Annotated in this window: 12 protein-coding genes; 11 read left to right on the plus strand and 1 reads right to left on the minus strand. The window is 55.0% G+C overall.

Annotation, left to right across the window (positions count from 1 at the left end; translation table 11 throughout):
- Positions 1-13 precede the first annotated feature (13 nt).
- The 5 genes from sdhB to sucD all read left to right on the plus strand — a co-directional run bounded on the left by sdhB (position 14) and on the right by sucD (position 7132).
- Positions 14-730: a succinate dehydrogenase iron-sulfur subunit SdhB gene (gene sdhB, locus V1566_RS09340; protein ID WP_008501090.1), complete on the plus strand. Its 717-nt coding sequence runs from the start codon at positions 14-16 to the stop codon at positions 728-730.
- Between the two features lie 238 nt (positions 731-968).
- On the plus strand, positions 969-3776 hold the full coding sequence (gene sucA / locus V1566_RS09345) for a 2-oxoglutarate dehydrogenase E1 component (protein WP_395305692.1): 2808 nt from the start codon (positions 969-971) through the stop codon (positions 3774-3776).
- Between the two features lie 14 nt (positions 3777-3790).
- Positions 3791-5011, plus strand: a complete 1221-nt coding sequence (odhB, locus tag V1566_RS09350; protein WP_008501093.1) for a 2-oxoglutarate dehydrogenase complex dihydrolipoyllysine-residue succinyltransferase — start codon at positions 3791-3793, stop codon at positions 5009-5011.
- A gap of 85 nt (positions 5012-5096) precedes the next feature.
- Positions 5097-6263: an ADP-forming succinate--CoA ligase subunit beta gene (sucC, locus tag V1566_RS09355; RefSeq protein ID WP_047347067.1), complete on the plus strand. Its 1167-nt coding sequence runs from the start codon at positions 5097-5099 to the stop codon at positions 6261-6263.
- Positions 6263-7132 carry a succinate--CoA ligase subunit alpha gene (gene sucD, locus V1566_RS09360; RefSeq protein WP_008501094.1) on the plus strand — a complete coding sequence of 290 codons (870 nt, stop codon included), beginning with the start codon at positions 6263-6265 and terminating at the stop codon, positions 7130-7132. The genes sucC and sucD overlap by 1 nt, the downstream gene beginning before the upstream one ends.
- 82 nt (positions 7133-7214) lie before the next feature.
- Here the strand turns inward: sucD and V1566_RS09365 are convergent, their stop codons facing one another.
- Entirely contained in the window at positions 7215-7931 is a 717-nt protein-coding gene (locus V1566_RS09365; RefSeq protein ID WP_395305693.1) for a GntR family transcriptional regulator, read from the minus strand.
- A 170-nt stretch (positions 7932-8101) separates the two neighbouring features.
- Between V1566_RS09365 and mngA the strand changes: the two genes are divergently transcribed.
- The 6 genes from mngA to ybgE all read left to right on the plus strand — a co-directional run bounded on the left by mngA (position 8102) and on the right by ybgE (position 16490).
- Positions 8102-10018, plus strand: coding sequence for a PTS 2-O-a-mannosyl-D-glycerate transporter subunit IIABC (gene mngA / locus V1566_RS09370; RefSeq protein WP_395305694.1), 1917 nt, complete (start codon positions 8102-8104; stop codon positions 10016-10018).
- A 23-nt stretch (positions 10019-10041) separates the two neighbouring features.
- Positions 10042-12672, plus strand: a complete 2631-nt coding sequence (mngB, locus tag V1566_RS09375; protein WP_395305695.1) for a mannosylglycerate hydrolase — start codon at positions 10042-10044, stop codon at positions 12670-12672.
- 676 nt (positions 12673-13348) lie between these two features.
- Complete coding sequence (gene cydA, locus V1566_RS09380) at positions 13349-14917, plus strand: cytochrome ubiquinol oxidase subunit I (protein ID WP_395305973.1); 1569 nt, start codon at positions 13349-13351, stop codon at positions 14915-14917.
- Positions 14918-14932: 15 nt separating this feature from the next.
- Positions 14933-16072 carry a cytochrome d ubiquinol oxidase subunit II gene (gene cydB, locus V1566_RS09385; RefSeq protein ID WP_023334940.1) on the plus strand — a complete coding sequence of 380 codons (1140 nt, stop codon included), beginning with the start codon at positions 14933-14935 and terminating at the stop codon, positions 16070-16072.
- 14 nt (positions 16073-16086) lie between these two features.
- The gene (gene cydX / locus V1566_RS09390) at positions 16087-16200 is read left to right on the plus strand and encodes a cytochrome bd-I oxidase subunit CydX (RefSeq protein ID WP_003858598.1); all 114 of its coding nucleotides are present in this window, start codon (positions 16087-16089) and stop codon (positions 16198-16200) included.
- Positions 16200-16490: a cyd operon protein YbgE gene (gene ybgE, locus V1566_RS09395; RefSeq protein ID WP_395305696.1), complete on the plus strand. Its 291-nt coding sequence runs from the start codon at positions 16200-16202 to the stop codon at positions 16488-16490. The genes cydX and ybgE overlap by 1 nt, the downstream gene beginning before the upstream one ends.
- Positions 16491-16528 lie beyond the last annotated feature (38 nt).

Below are 16528 nucleotides of genomic sequence, written 5' to 3' on the forward strand. Positions count from 1 at the left end.
CGGAGACAGGATAATGAAACTCGAATTCTCAGTTTATCGTTATAACCCGGATGTTGATGACGCTCCGCGTATGCAGGACTACACCCTGGAAGCGGAAGAAGGTCGCGACATGATGCTGCTGGATGCGTTAATCCAGCTGAAAGAAAAAGATCCAACGCTGTCGTTCCGCCGCTCCTGCCGTGAAGGGGTTTGTGGCTCTGACGGGGTGAACATGAACGGCAAAAATGGCCTGGCCTGCATCACGCCAATTTCAGCGTTGCAGCGTCCTGGTCAGAAAATTGTTATCCGTCCTCTGCCAGGCCTGCCGGTCGTACGTGATTTGGTGGTAGACATGGGGCAATTCTATGCACAATATGAGAAGATTAAGCCTTACTTATTGAATAATGGGCAAAATCCACCCGCTCGCGAGCACTTACAGTCTCCTGAGCAGCGTGAAAAACTCGATGGGTTGTACGAGTGTATTCTCTGCGCATGCTGTTCAACGTCCTGCCCGTCGTTCTGGTGGAACCCGGACAAGTTTATCGGCCCGGCCGGTCTGCTGGCTGCCTATCGCTTCCTGATCGATAGCCGCGACACCGAAACCGACAGCCGTCTGGAAGGACTGAGTGACGCTTTCAGCGTATTCCGCTGCCATAGCATCATGAACTGCGTCAGTGTGTGTCCGAAGGGGCTGAACCCGACGCGCGCCATCGGCCATATTAAGTCGATGCTGCTGCAGCGCAGTGCGTAAGTAAAAACGCCGGATGGCGCTGCGCTTATCCGGCCTACGTAACAGTAGGCCCGGTAAGCGTAGCGCCACCGGGCAAATTGCAGAAACCTTTAAAAACTGCCCTGAAGTCTAGACAGTTTCTAAAGGTTCCTTCGCGGGCCAAATGAAAAGAGCTCGCAGGTGAACCCCGGCACGTACACGTGGTGTGCGTGGTAGTTTCTACGGCGAAAGTAAGCATAAAAATGCTTAAGGGATCACGATGCAGAACGGCGCAATGAAAGCCTGGCTGGACTCTTCTTTCCTTTCTGGTGCAAACCAGAGCTGGATTGAACAGCTCTATGAAGACTTCTTAACCGATCCTGACTCAGTGGACGCAAACTGGCGTTCCATGTTCCAGCAGTTGCCTGGCACAGGGGTCAAACCGGATCAATTCCATTCCAAAACACGTGATTATTTCCGTCGTCTGGCGAAGGATGCCTCACGTTACTCTTCTGCGATTTCCGACCCTGACACCAATGCGAAGCAGGTTAAAGTCCTGCAGCTCATCAACGCTTATCGCTTCCGCGGTCACCAGCATGCGAATCTCGATCCGCTGGGACTGTGGCAGCAAGACCGTGTGGCCGATCTCGATCCGGCATATCACGATCTGACCGAGGCCGATTTCCAGGAAAGCTTTAACGTAGGTTCCTTTGCCATCGGCAAAGACACGATGAAGCTGGGCGATCTGATTGACGCGCTCAAGCAAACCTACTGCGGCTCCATCGGCGCGGAATACATGCACATTACCTCTACCGAAGAGAAACGCTGGATCCAGCAGCGTATCGAATCCGTAGCGGGCCACGCGACCTTCTCGGCTGACGAGAAAAAACGCTTCCTGAACGAACTGACCGCAGCGGAAGGGCTTGAGCGCTATCTGGGCGCGAAATTCCCGGGCGCAAAACGCTTCTCGCTGGAAGGCGGTGACGCGCTGGTGCCGATGCTGAAAGAGCTGATTCGTCACGCAGGCAAGAGCGGCACCCGTGAAGTGGTGCTGGGTATGGCGCACCGCGGTCGTCTGAACGTGCTGGTCAACGTGCTGGGTAAAAAACCGCAGGACCTGTTCGACGAATTCGCGGGCAAACATAAAGAACACCTCGGCACCGGCGACGTGAAGTACCACATGGGCTTCTCGTCGGATATCGAAACCGAAGGCGGTCTGGTTCACCTGGCGCTGGCGTTTAACCCATCACACCTGGAAATCGTTAGCCCGGTGGTTATCGGTTCCGTGCGTGCGCGTCTGGATCGTCTGGACGAACCAAGCAGCAACAAAGTTCTGCCAATCACCATCCACGGTGATGCGGCGGTAACAGGGCAGGGCGTAGTTCAGGAAACCCTGAACATGTCGAAAGCGCGTGGTTATGAAGTGGGCGGTACCGTTCGCATCGTGATCAACAACCAGGTGGGCTTTACCACCTCTAACCCGCTGGATGCGCGTTCTACCCCGTACTGCACCGACATCGGTAAGATGGTGCAGGCGCCAATCTTCCACGTTAATGCGGATGACCCGGAGGCGGTTGCTTTCGTTACCCGTCTGGCGCTGGACTTCCGTAATACCTTTAAACGCGATGTGTTCATTGACCTCTTCTGCTACCGCCGTCACGGCCATAACGAAGCGGATGAGCCAAGTGCAACCCAGCCGCTGATGTACCAGAAAATCAAAAAACACCCAACCCCGCGCAAAATCTATGCTGACAAGCTGGAGAGCGACAAAGTGACGACGCTGGAAGATGCGACCGAAATGGTCAACCTCTACCGCGACGCGCTGGATGCGGGTGAATGCGTGGTGAAAGAACTGCGTCCGATGAACATGCACTCCTTTACCTGGTCGCCGTACCTCAACCACGAGTGGGATGAGAGCTACCCGAACAAGGTTGAGATGAAGCGCCTGCAGGAGCTGGCTAAACGTATCAGCACCGTACCGGACGCTATCGAGATGCAGTCTCGCGTGCAGAAAATCTACGCTGACCGTCAGTCCATGGCGGCAGGTGAGAAGCTGTTTGACTGGGGCGGTGCGGAAACGCTGGCCTACGCAACGCTGGTTGACGAAGGGATTCCTGTTCGTCTGTCCGGTGAAGATGCGGGCCGTGGTACCTTCTTCCACCGTCACGCGGTGGTTCACAACCAGTCCAACGGTTCAACCTACACCCCGCTGCAGCACGTGCACAACGGTCAGGGCCAGTTCAAGGTCTGGGACTCCGTGCTGTCTGAAGAAGCGGTGCTGGCTTTCGAATACGGTTACGCCACCGCTGAACCACGCACCCTGACCATCTGGGAAGCACAGTTCGGTGACTTCGCCAACGGTGCGCAGGTAGTTATCGACCAGTTCATCTCCTCCGGCGAGCAGAAATGGGGCCGTATGTGTGGCCTGGTGATGCTTCTGCCGCACGGTTATGAAGGCCAGGGTCCGGAGCACTCCTCCGCGCGTCTGGAGCGTTATCTGCAGCTCTGCGCCGAGCAGAACATGCAGGTCTGCGTACCGTCCACCCCGGCTCAGGTGTACCACATGCTGCGTCGTCAGGCGCTGCGCGGTATGCGTCGTCCTCTGGTGGTGATGTCGCCGAAATCCCTGCTGCGTCATCCGCTGGCGGTGTCCAGCCTGGAAGAACTGGCGAACGGTACCTTCCAGCCGGCCATCGGCGAAATTGACGAGCTGGATCCGCAGGCCGTGAAGCGTGTGGTGATGTGTTCTGGTAAGGTTTATTACGACCTGCTGGAACAGCGCCGTAAGAACGATCAGAAAGATGTCGCCATCGTGCGTATCGAACAGCTTTATCCGTTCCCGCATCAGGCGATGCAGGACGTGCTGAAACAATATGCTCACGTACATGATTTTGTCTGGTGCCAGGAAGAGCCGCTCAACCAGGGCGCATGGTACTGCAGCCAGCATCATTTCCGTGAAGTGATTCCATTTGGGTCAGCCCTGCGCTATGCAGGTCGCCCGGCCTCCGCCTCTCCGGCGGTAGGGTATATGTCCGTTCACCAGAAGCAGCAACAAGATCTGGTCAATGACGCGCTGAACGTCGATTAATTAAAGGATACAAAATGAGTAGCGTAGATATTCTTGTTCCCGACCTGCCTGAATCTGTAGCAGATGCGACCGTCGCTACCTGGCACAAAAAACCAGGCGATGCCGTTAAGCGCGATGAAGTGCTGGTAGAAATCGAAACTGACAAAGTGGTACTGGAAGTACCGGCTTCGGCGGATGGCGTTCTGGACGCGGTGCTGGAAGATGAAGGTACCACCGTCACCTCTCGTCAGATCCTGGGTCGCCTGCGTGAAGGCAACAGCGCGGGCAAAGAGTCCAGCGCGAAATCTGAAGAGAAAGCCTCTACGCCGGCTCAGCGCCAGCAGGCTTCTCTGGAAGAGCAGTCTAACGATGCCCTCAGCCCGGCGATCCGTCGCCTGCTGGCTGAACACAGCCTTGACCCGGCAGCCATCAAAGGTACCGGTGTGGGCGGTCGTCTGACCCGCGAAGACATCGACAAGCACCTGGCGAAAGCGCCTGCTCAGGCAGAAGCGAAAGCCCCTGCGGCGGCACCGGCAGCACAGCCTGCTCTGGGCGCCCGCAGCGAAAAACGCGTGCCAATGACTCGCCTGCGTAAGCGCGTGGCCGAGCGTCTGCTGGAGGCGAAAAACTCCACCGCGATGCTGACCACCTTCAACGAAGTGAACATGAAGCCAATCATGGACCTGCGTAAGCAGTACGGTGACGCGTTTGAAAAACGTCACGGTATCCGTCTGGGCTTTATGTCCTTCTACGTGAAAGCGGTAGTTGAAGCGCTGAAACGCTACCCGGAAGTGAACGCGTCCATTGATGGCGATGACGTGGTTTACCACAACTATTTCGACGTCAGCATGGCGGTTTCTACCCCACGCGGCCTGGTAACGCCGGTTCTGCGTGATGTGGATACCCTGGGTATGGCTGACATCGAGAAAAACATTAAAGAGCTGGCTGTTAAAGGCCGCGACGGCAAGCTGACCGTAGACGATCTGACCGGCGGTAACTTCACCATTACCAACGGCGGCGTATTCGGCTCGCTGATGTCTACCCCGATCATTAACCCGCCGCAGAGCGCGATCCTGGGTATGCATGCCATTAAAGATCGCCCGATGGCGGTAGACGGTAAAGTTGAGATCCTGCCAATGATGTACCTGGCGCTCTCTTACGACCACCGCCTGATCGACGGCCGCGAGTCCGTGGGCTTCCTGGTAGCGATTAAAGAGCTGCTGGAAGATCCAACGCGTCTGCTGCTGGACGTCTAGTTTTTGCAGTCTTGCCCGGCGGCGCGTTGCTTGCCGGGCCTACAAAAGCAATACCTAACGATTACCTGAAGGATGGATAGAACACATGAACTTACATGAATATCAGGCCAAACAGCTGTTTGCCCGGTATGGCTTACCGGCTCCGGTGGGTTATGCCTGTACTACCCCGCGTGAAGCAGAAGAAGCTGCATCTAAAATCGGTGCCGGCCCTTGGGTAGTTAAATGTCAGGTTCACGCTGGTGGCCGTGGTAAAGCGGGCGGTGTGAAGGTCGTTAAGAGCAAAGAAGAGATTCGTGCGTTTGCTGAACATTGGCTCGGCAAGCGTCTGGTAACGTACCAGACAGATGCAAACGGCCAGCCGGTTAACCAGATCCTGGTGGAAGCGGCAACCGACATCGCGAAAGAACTGTACCTGGGCGCGGTTGTTGACCGTAGCTCCCGTCGCGTGGTGTTCATGGCGTCTACCGAAGGCGGCGTGGAAATCGAAAAAGTAGCGGAAGAGACCCCGCACCTGATCCACAAAGTGGCTATCGATCCGCTGGCAGGCCCAATGCCTTACCAGGGTCGCGAGCTGGCGTTCAAACTGGGTCTGGAAGGCAAGCTGGTTCAGCAGTTCACCAAGATCTTCATGGGTCTGGCGAACATCTTCCTGGAGCGCGACCTGGCGTTGATCGAGATTAACCCGCTGGTGATCACCACCCAGGGCGACCTGATCTGCCTCGACGGCAAGCTGGGCGCTGACGGCAACGCACTGTTCCGCCAGTCCGATCTGCGCGAAATGCGCGACCAGTCTCAGGAAGACCCGCGTGAAGCGCAGGCTGCACAGTGGGAACTGAACTACGTTGCGCTCGATGGCAACATCGGCTGCATGGTTAACGGCGCGGGCCTGGCAATGGGCACCATGGACATCGTTAAGCTGCACGGCGGTGAGCCAGCGAACTTCCTCGACGTAGGCGGTGGCGCAACTAAAGAGCGCGTCACTGAAGCGTTCAAAATCATCCTCTCTGACGACAATGTGAAAGCTGTTCTGGTGAACATCTTCGGCGGTATCGTACGTTGCGACCTGATCGCTGACGGCATCATTGGTGCGGTAGAAGAAGTGGGCGTTAACGTTCCGGTTGTCGTACGTCTGGAAGGTAACAACGCTGAACTCGGCGCGAAAAAACTGGCTGACAGCGGCCTGAATATTATTGCAGCGAAAAGTCTGACGGATGCAGCTCAGCAGGTTGTTGCCGCAGTGGAGGGGAAATAATGTCAGTTTTAATTAATAAAGATACCAAGGTTATCTGCCAGGGCTTCACCGGTAGCCAGGGGACTTTCCACTCCGAACAGGCGATTGCCTACGGCACGCAGATGGTTGGCGGCGTAACGCCAGGTAAAGGCGGCACCACGCACCTGGGCCTGCCGGTGTTCAACACCGTGCGTGAAGCCGTAGAAGCGACGGGCGCAACCGCGACCGTGATCTACGTTCCGGCTCCATTCTGCAAAGATTCCATTCTGGAAGCGATCGACGCAGGTATCAAACTGATCATCACCATCACTGAAGGCATCCCGACGCTGGATATGCTGACCGTGAAGGTGAAGCTGGATGAAGCAGGCGTGCGCATGATCGGCCCGAACTGCCCAGGCGTTATCACCCCGGGCGAATGCAAAATCGGCATCATGCCGGGCCACATTCACAAGCCGGGTAAAGTGGGCATCGTGTCCCGTTCCGGTACCCTGACCTATGAAGCCGTTAAGCAGACCACCGACTACGGCTTCGGCCAGTCCACCTGTGTGGGCATCGGCGGTGACCCGATCCCGGGCTCTAACTTCATCGACATCCTGAAGCTGTTCCAGGAAGATCCACAGACCGAAGCGATCGTGATGATCGGTGAGATCGGTGGTAGCGCGGAAGAAGAAGCAGCTGCTTACATCAAAGAACATGTGACCAAGCCGGTTGTGGGCTACATCGCGGGTGTGACCGCGCCGAAAGGCAAGCGTATGGGTCACGCAGGCGCGATCATCGCCGGTGGTAAAGGTACGGCTGATGAGAAATTCGCAGCGCTGGAAGCCGCAGGCGTGAAGACCGTTCGCAGCCTGGCGGATATCGGCGAAGCACTGAAATCCATCATTAAGTAAGTCCTCTCTGCTCCCCGGAAGGGGGCGTTGAAGTATAAAAATGTCCGTTTCGACATGGTTGGCCGCTGTAAAGCGGCCTTTTTTATTGCCTGCGTTTGGCGACGAGAGTGAACTTGTAATCGTCGGTATTGAACACGTTGCGGCTGTATTCAAATACCCGTCCGTCTTTCAGAAACCCGCGGGAGACTTTTTCCAGGATCGGTTTTGTCGGAGCGAGCCCCAAAGCGGCGATCGCCTCTTCTGACGGCATGATCGGCACCAGCTCCTGCTCGCTGCGATCGATAACCAGCTTTTTGATCTGCTCAACGTAGTGGTATTTCGAATTCTCCATCACTTCCCAGGTAAGATCGGGGAACATTGCCAGCGGCATCCACGTTTCTTCGAGATTCACCGGTTTTTGTTTGATAAAGCGGACTCGTTTGACGTGCCAGACTTTATCATCCGGGTTGATCGCCAGCCTTGCTGCGAGTCTCTCATTGGCTTTCACCACTTCGAAGACGCTGACGTCGCTGTGCGTGTCGACGTTTCGGTCCGCCAGCTTTTCGTAAAACCCAGTGAGCTGGTAAATGTCGTAGTTAACGCGTTCTTCTTTTACGTAGGTGCCGCTGCCCTGAATGCTCTCGACGATCTGCTCTTCCGTAAGCAGCTTCAGCGCCTGTCTCACCGTTACACGGCTAACGTTGAACGCCTCCTGAAGGCTGGATTCCGTCGGTAGCGCATCGCCGGGTTTTAACTCACCCGCATTGATTTTCTCGCGAAGGGCATCGGCTATCTGCCGGTACATCGGTTTGTTACCCATAGAATCTGCCTTTCTAATACCTTTTCACGGAATTATGCCTTCAGCGTAAAATTTGTAAATAATACAATTTAAATACAAATTAGCGCCGTTAGTGAAAATGATCACATAAATGTATTGTGTGGCCTGCCACAATTGCCGCCAGACAATAACAACTTACGTGTGAGGATCTTATGAACCTGACGACTCTGACCCACCCCAGCGCTGTCTGCGTGCAGGCGCACTATGCCAGCCGTGATGAGGCAATTCGCCAGCTTACGATGCGACTGGTGGTGCTGGGCAAAATTACCGATGGCGATGCATTTCTGGCGGAGGTCTATCGTCGCGAATCGCAGGGGCCAACCGCACTGGGAGAAGGGCTGGCTGTCCCGCATGGTAAATCGAGCGTGGTGAACGAAGCGGCTTTTGCTGTTGCTACGCTGAGCGAACCGCTGGAGTGGGAGGGGGTGGACGGCCCTGAAAACGTTGAGCTGATCGTCCTGCTAGCCATCCCGCCTGCTGAAGCGGGATCCACGCATATCCAGGTGCTGACGGCGCTGACGTCTCGCCTGGCAGATGATGCACTCCGGGAGCGCGTTATGGCTGCAGCGACGGCAGAAGATCTGCTTGATGCGCTGAACGGTGTCTCGCAGGAAGACGAGGTTGCCACACTGGTGAACGCACCAACCGTCATCTGCGTCACCGCCTGTCCGGCCGGGATCGCCCATACCTATATGGCAGCTGAGTACCTGGAAAAAGCGGGACGTAAGCTGGGCGTCAACGTGGTGGTCGAAAAGCAGGGAGCGAACGGCATTGAGGGGCGCATCACCGCGCAGCAGTTGCAGGAGGCCAAAGCGTGCATCTTTGCGGCGGAAGTGGCGATCAAAGAGAGCGAGCGTTTTCAGGGGATCCCCGCCATCTTCGTACCCGTCGCGGAACCCCTGCGCCATGCTGAAGCGCTCATCGAGCGCGCTCTGGCGCTACAGCCTTCTACCGATGCGAATCATGCGCATGGCGATACGGAAATGAAAAAGAGCGTTAAAACTGAGCTTAAGCAGGCGCTCCTTAGCGGTATCTCCTTTGCGGTGCCACTGATCGTCGCCGGCGGGACGGTGCTTGCCGTGTCGGTACTGCTGGCGCAAATCCTCGGCCTGCAGCATCTGTTCGACCAGGAAAACTCATGGCTGTGGATGTACCGCAAGCTTGGCGGCGGCATGCTCGGCATTTTGATGGTCCCTGTTCTGGCGGCCTATACCGCTTACTCGCTGGCGGATAAACCTGCGCTGACCCCGGGCTTTGCGGCCGGTCTGGCGGCCAATATGATCGGCTCAGGTTTTCTGGGCGCTATCGTCGGCGGGCTGATCGCGGGTTACCTGATGCGCTGGGTGAAAAATCACATTCGCCTGAGTAGCCGCTTCAACGGCTTTTTAACCTTTTATCTCTATCCGGTTATTGGCGTACTGGGGGCGGGCAGCCTGATGCTGTTCGTGATCGGTGAGCCGGTGGCCTGGCTTAATACTACGCTCACCGCCTGGCTTAATGGTCTGTCCGGCGCGAACGCGCTGCTCCTGGGGGCGATCCTCGGGTTTATGTGTTCATTCGATTTGGGTGGCCCGGTCAACAAAGCCTCTTACGCGTTCTGTCTGGGTGCGATGGCTAACGGGGTATACGGTCCCTATGCGATCTTTGCCTCCGTCAAAATGGTGTCGGCCTTTACCGTCACGGCGTCAACGTTGCTGGCACCGAAACTGTTTAAACCGTTTGAAATTGAAACCGGTAAATCCACCTGGCTGCTCGGCCTCGCGGGCATTACCGAAGGGGCGATTCCGATGGCGATTGAGGATCCGCTTCGCGTCATTGGTTCATTTGTGCTCGGCTCCATGGTAACAGGCGCAATTGTCGGCGCGATGGGGATCGGGTTGTCCACGCCGGGGGCCGGTATTTTCTCTCTCTTTTTACTTCACGATGCCGGGTTGAGCGGTGTGGTTGCGGCGGCGGGCTGGTTTGGCGCGGCGCTGGTGGGTACCGCTATCTCCACCTTTATTCTGCTGCTCTGGCGACGCCAGGCGGTGAAAAAGGGCAGTTACGTCACTGAAGACGCCATACCGTAACAACGCACAAACAGGAAACGAAGATGAAAGCTGTATCTCGCGTTCATATCACGCCGCATATGCACTGGGACCGTGAGTGGTACTTCACCACCGAAGAGTCGCGTATTCTTCTGGTCAATAATATGGAAGAGATCCTGACCCGTCTGGAGCAGGATGACGAGTATAAATATTATGTCCTCGATGGACAGACGGCGGTGCTGGAGGATTATTTCGCCGTCGTGCCTGAAAACCGCTCTCGGGTGAAAGCGCTTGTAGAGCGCGGAAAGCTGATTATCGGCCCCTGGTATACCCAGACCGATACCACGATTGTCAGCGGCGAGTCGATTGTCCGCAACCTGATGTACGGCATGCGCGACTGCATGGCGTTCGGCGAGCCGATGAAGATCGGCTATCTGCCGGATTCGTTTGGTATGTCCGGCCAGCTACCGCATATCTATAACGGGTTTGGCATTACCCGCACGATGTTCTGGCGCGGCTGTTCTGAACGACACGGGACCGACAAAACCGAGTTTCTCTGGCAGAGCCAGGACGGCAGTGAAGTGGCGGCGCAGGTGCTGCCGCTGGGCTACGCGATTGGTAAGTACTTACCGGAGGACGAAGCAGGGCTGCGAAAACGGCTCGACAGCTATTTCGAGGTCCTGGAAAACGCCTCCGTCACCAAAGAGATTTTGCTGCCCAACGGCCACGACCAGATGCCGCTGCAGCAGAACATTTTCGCGGTGATGGATAAGCTTCGTGAAATCTATCCCCAGCGTCAATTCGTGATGAGTCGGTTCGAAGAGGTGTTTGATTATATCGACGCGCACCGCGATGAGCTGGCGACGCTAAAAGGGGAGTTTATCGACGGGAAATACATGCGCGTCCACCGGACCATCGGCTCCACGCGCATGGATATCAAAATCGCCCATGCGCGTATTGAGAATAAAATTGTCAATATCCTCGAGCCGCTGGCGGCGCTTGCCTGGACGCTGGGCTTCGACTACCACCACGGCCTGCTGGAGAAGATGTGGAAAGAGATCCTCAAAAACCACGCTCACGACAGCATCGGCTGCTGCTGTAGCGATAAGGTGCACCGCGAGATTGTCTCCCGCTTTGAGCTGGCTGAGGACATGGCGGACAACCTGGTGCGTTTCTATATGCGCAAGATTGCCGACAACATGCCGCAAAGCGACGCCGATAAGCTGGTGATGTTCAACCTGATGCCCTGGCCGCGTGAAGAGGTAATGAACACCACGATTCGGCTGCGGGCCAGCCAGTTCCGACTGCGCGATGAAAAAGGCAATGAGATCCCGTATTTCATCCGCAGCGCGCGCGAGCTCGACCCGGGTATCATTGACCGGCAGATTGTTCACTACGGCAATTACGAGCCGTTTATGGAGTTTGATATTCAACTCAGCCAGATACTGCCGTCGATGGGCTACCGTACGCTGTATATCGAACCGAACGTGGCCGGGAAGGCGCTCCCGGCGGTGAAAAATACCGAATCCTTACTTGAAAATGCCTTCTGGCAGATTGATTTAAACGATGACGGCACGCTGCGCCTGCGCGACAAAGAAACCGGGCTTATTTATGACCGCGTACTGGAAATCGAAGAGAGTTCGGACGATGGCGATGAGTACGACTATTCACCTTCCCGGGAAGAGTGGAGACTCACTTCAGCGCAGGGCGAACATGAGGTTGAGGTCACGCAAGAAGGCTGGCAGAGCAGGGCGGCGATACGCCATCGGATCGCCGTTCCGGCAAATCTGGCCGAACGCGCGGCGCGCCAGCGAAACGGCTCCCTCAACGTGGAGTTTGACGTCACGCTTAACCATAACAGCAGGCGTATTGATGTGGCCGTGCGTCTGGATAACCAGGCTAACGACCACCGCGTTCGCGTGTTGATCCCTACGCCGTTTATGACAGAGGAAGTGTTAGCGGATACGCAGTTTGGCTCGCTCACCCGCCCGGTGCAGGACGCGGCGATGGCGACCTGGCAGGAGGAGGGCTGGAAAGAAGCGCCGGTTCCCGTCTGGAATTTACTCAACTATGCCGTCCTGCAGGAAAAGCGCAACGGGCTGGCGCTCTTCACCGAGGGACTGCGTGAGTTTGAAGTGGTGGGCGATGACAAAAAAGCATTTGCCTTAACCTTGCTGCGCGGCGTGGGGCTGCTCGGGAAAGAAGATTTGCTGTTGCGTCCAGGCAGACCTTCTGGGATCAAAATGCCTGTTCCTGACTCTCAGGTGCGCGGGCCGTTAACCTGTCGCTTTAGCCTCTTCAGCTTCAGCGGTACGCCAGAAAACGCGGGCGTCGCACAGCAGGCTAAATCGTGGTTAACGCCGGTGCAGTGCTATAACAAAATTCCCTGGGATGCGATGAAACTGAATCGCGCGTCGTTTATCACGCCGGAAAGTTACAGTCTGTTAGCACTTTCGCCAACGGGATGCGTGCTCAGTACGCTCAAAAAGGCTGAAGATCGTGATGAGCTCATTCTCCGCCTGTTCAACCCTTCGGCGTCCAGCGCATGTGACACAACGCTATCGATGAATCCGACGGTGAAACGGTGGTGCGAAACGGACATGAACGAACGGATAATGGCTCGGTGTGAAGAAGAGGGCATTGTCGGGGCATTCAGACCGGGGCAGTCGCGAACCTTTAGCATTCTTATCGCCTGAGCACCGTGATACGAAAAAAGGCTGCAGAGAGCAGCCTTTTTTCATTAAATAGTCACACAGCGGTGTTAACTTATGAGGCATTAAAAGTAAATTAAATGTAATTTCGAAGGGTTGCATAAATGCAATGGAAAAATAACCTGGACCGACTACGCTTTATTGTTTGTCCTTCACTAAAATGTTGCTCTCTTTAGCGTTAATTAAAATCACTTCTGTTTATATTCTTCCCCGTCTTCGATAACCAATCTCATCTTTGCATGCACATATCATTAACATGGTTTTTACTATTCTCACTATGATTAAACATGGTTAACATCAATGATTGTTTTTGATTTAAATCAAAGTTTAATCCTTGGAAAAAGACGCTGAAAAGCGCTAAATTGTCCCCGATCAAAATGGCCGAAAAGTGGTAATTTTGCTATAAATTGATCACCGTCGAAAAACGTAAATGTGATTCAATAAAAACCTGTTTATTGTAAGGGTTTTGCAGCGTATTATATTTGCGGGATCAATTTGAGTTTTTTATTAACGTATTTGTAACCTCACGTCATCGTTTTTATCCTTCTTCAGGGTAATAACGACGACAAGGATGCGAATAATTTGTATTGGGGCATGCGTGTGGATCTCTCTCTGACGGGGTTCACTCTCGGAGTCTTCATGCGATGAGCAAGGAGTCATGATGTTAGATATAGTCGAACTGTCGCGCTTACAGTTTGCCTTGACCGCGATGTACCACTTCCTGTTTGTGCCACTGACGCTCGGTATGGCGTTCCTGCTGGCCATTATGGAAACGGTATACGTTCTCTCCGGCAAACAGATTTATAAAGATATGACCAAGTTCTGGGGCAAGTTGTTTGGTATCAACTTTGCACTGGGCGTGGCAACCGGTTTGACCATGGAGTTCCAGTTCGGGACTAACTGGTCTTACTATTCCCACTATGTAGGGGATATCTTCGGTGCGCCGCTGGCCATTGAAGGTCTGATGGCATTCTTCCTCGAATCCACCTTTGTAGGTCTGTTCTTCTTCGGTTGGGACCGTCTGGGTAAAGTCCAGCATATGGCGGTGACCTGGCTGGTGGCATTAGGTTCGAACCTGTCCGCGCTGTGGATCCTGGTGGCGAACGGCTGGATGCAGAACCCTATCGCGTCTGATTTCAACTTCGAAACCATGCGTATGGAGATGGTCAGCTTTGCCGAGCTGGTCCTGAACCCGGTTGCGCAGGTTAAATTCGTTCACACCGTTGCTTCTGGCTATGTGTGCGGCGCGATGTTTATCCTGGGTATCAGTTCTTACTACATGCTGCGCGGTCGTGACTTCGCGTTTGCTAAGCGCTCCTTTGCTATCGCTGCAAGCTTCGGTATGGCTGCAATCCTCTCTGTTATCGTTCTGGGTGATGAATCCGGTTACGAAATGGGTGACGTGCAGAAAACCAAACTGGCCGCAATTGAAGCCGAATGGGAAACCCAACCGGCGCCTGCTGCCTTTACGCTGTTCGGTGTTCCCGATCAGGACGCGCAGGAAAACCGCTTCGCTATTCAGATCCCTTACGCGCTGGGTATCATCGCCACCCGTTCTGTTGATAAGCAGGTGACCGGTCTGAAAGAGCTGATGGTTCAGCACGAAGAGCGTATCCGTAACGGTATGAAAGCCTACTCGCTGCTGGAACAGCTGCGTGCCGGTTCTACCGATCAGGCCGTTCGCGACCAGTTCAACAACGTGAAGAAAGATCTGGGTTACGGTCTGCTCCTGAAACGCTATACCCCGAACGTTTCTGATGCGACAGAAGCGCAGATCCAGATGGCCACCAAAGACTCGATTCCACGCGTTGCGCCACTGTACTTCGCATTCCGTATCATGGTGGGCTGCGGCATCATCATGCTGCTGATCATTGCGGCGTCCTTCTGGTCCGTGATTCGCAACCGCATCGGTGAGAAAAAATGGCTGCTGCGCACCGCGCTGTACGGTATTCCACTGCCGTGGATCGCTATCGAATCCGGCTGGTTTGTTGCGGAGTATGGCCGCCAGCCATGGGCGATTGGTGAGGTACTGCCAACGGCGGTAGCGAACTCCTCCCTGACAGCGGGCGATCTGATCTTCTCCATGCTGCTGATTTGTGGTCTGTACACCCTGTTCCTGGTGGCTGAACTGTTCCTGATGTTCAAGTTCGCGCGCCTTGGCCCAAGCAGCCTGAAAACCGGTCGCTATCACTACGAGCAGTCCACCGCGACTACTCAGCCGGCACGCTAAGACAGGAGTCATCAAATGATCGATTATGAAGTATTGCGTTTTATCTGGTGGCTGTTGATCGGCGTTCTGCTGATCGGTTTCGCCGTCACGGATGGTTTCGACATGGGGGTGGGGATGCTCACCCGTTTCCTCGGTCGTAATGACACCGAGCGTCGAATCATGATCAACTCCATCGCCCCTCACTGGGACGGTAACCAGGTGTGGCTGATCACCGCAGGTGGCGCACTGTTCGCTGCCTGGCCGATGGTCTACGCGGCTGCGTTCTCCGGTTTCTACGTGGCGATGATTCTGGTGCTGGCCTCTTTATTCTTCCGTCCGGTCGGTTTCGACTACCGTTCCAAGATTGAAGACACCCGCTGGCGCAACATGTGGGACTGGGGCATCTTCATCGGTAGCTTCGTTCCACCGCTGGTGATCGGCGTGGCGTTCGGTAACCTGCTGCAGGGCGTACCGTTCCACCTGGACGAATATATGCGTCTTTACTACACCGGTAACTTCTTCCAGCTGCTGAATCCGTTTGGTCTGCTGGCAGGCGTGGTGAGCGTGGCGATGATCATCACTCAGGGCGCAACCTATCTGCAGATGCGTACGGTTGGTGAACTGCACCTGCGTTCTCGCGCGACGGCTCAGGTTGCGGCACTGGTCACGCTGGTCTGCTTCGCACTGGCCGGTGTGTGGGTGGTGTACGGCATTGATGGCTACGTGGTGACGTCTGCAATCAACCATACTGCGCCGTCTAATCCGCTGACCAAAGAAGTGGCGCGTCAGGCAGGTGCATGGCTGGTTAACTTTAACAATACTCCTGCGCTGTGGGCTATCCCGGCTCTGGGCGTATTGCTGCCGCTGCTGACCGTGCTGACGTCTCGTCTGGAGAAAGGCGCTCTGGCGTTCGTGTTCTCATCACTGACCCTGGCGTGCATCATCCTGACATCGGGTATTGCGATGTTCCCATTCGTCATGCCATCCAGCACCATGCTGAATGCTAGCCTGACCATGTGGGATGCAACGTCCAGCCATATGACGCTGAACCTGATGACGTATGTTGCTTGCGTGTTCGTTCCGATTGTTCTGGCCTACACCATCTGGTGTTACTGGAAAATGTTCGGTCGCATCACGAAAGAACATATCGAAAGCAACACCCACTCTATGTACTAAGTAAGGAGCTGAATATGTGGTATTTCGCATGGATTTTAGGGACGCTTCTTGCCTGTGCATTTGGTGTCATCACTGCCCTGGCGCTTGAGCACGTCGAAGCGACCAAAGCGGGTGAAGAAAAACACTGATGAATATTATCGCGAAACTTTACGCGGTAATGGATAAGCGCCCGTTACGGGCGCTTTCTTTAGTGATGGCATTACTGCTGGCAGGTTGTATCTTCTGGGACCCTTCGCGCTTTGCAGCGAAAACCAGCGAGCTTGAAATCTGGCACGGCTTCCTCATTATGTGGGCGGTGTGTGCAGGTGTGATCCACGGCGTGGGCTTTCGTCCGAAAGCCGTTCACTGGCAGGGAATTTTTTTCCCGCTGATTGCCGATCTGGTGCTTCTCGCCGGTTTGATTTTCTTCTTCTTCTGAATAAGAAATGTCCGTTAACGTTATGGGCTTACCCTGGC

This window comes from Enterobacter sp. ECC-019 (genome assembly GCF_043974075.1).
Classification (GTDB): Bacteria; Pseudomonadota; Gammaproteobacteria; order Enterobacterales; family Enterobacteriaceae; genus Enterobacter; species Enterobacter asburiae_D.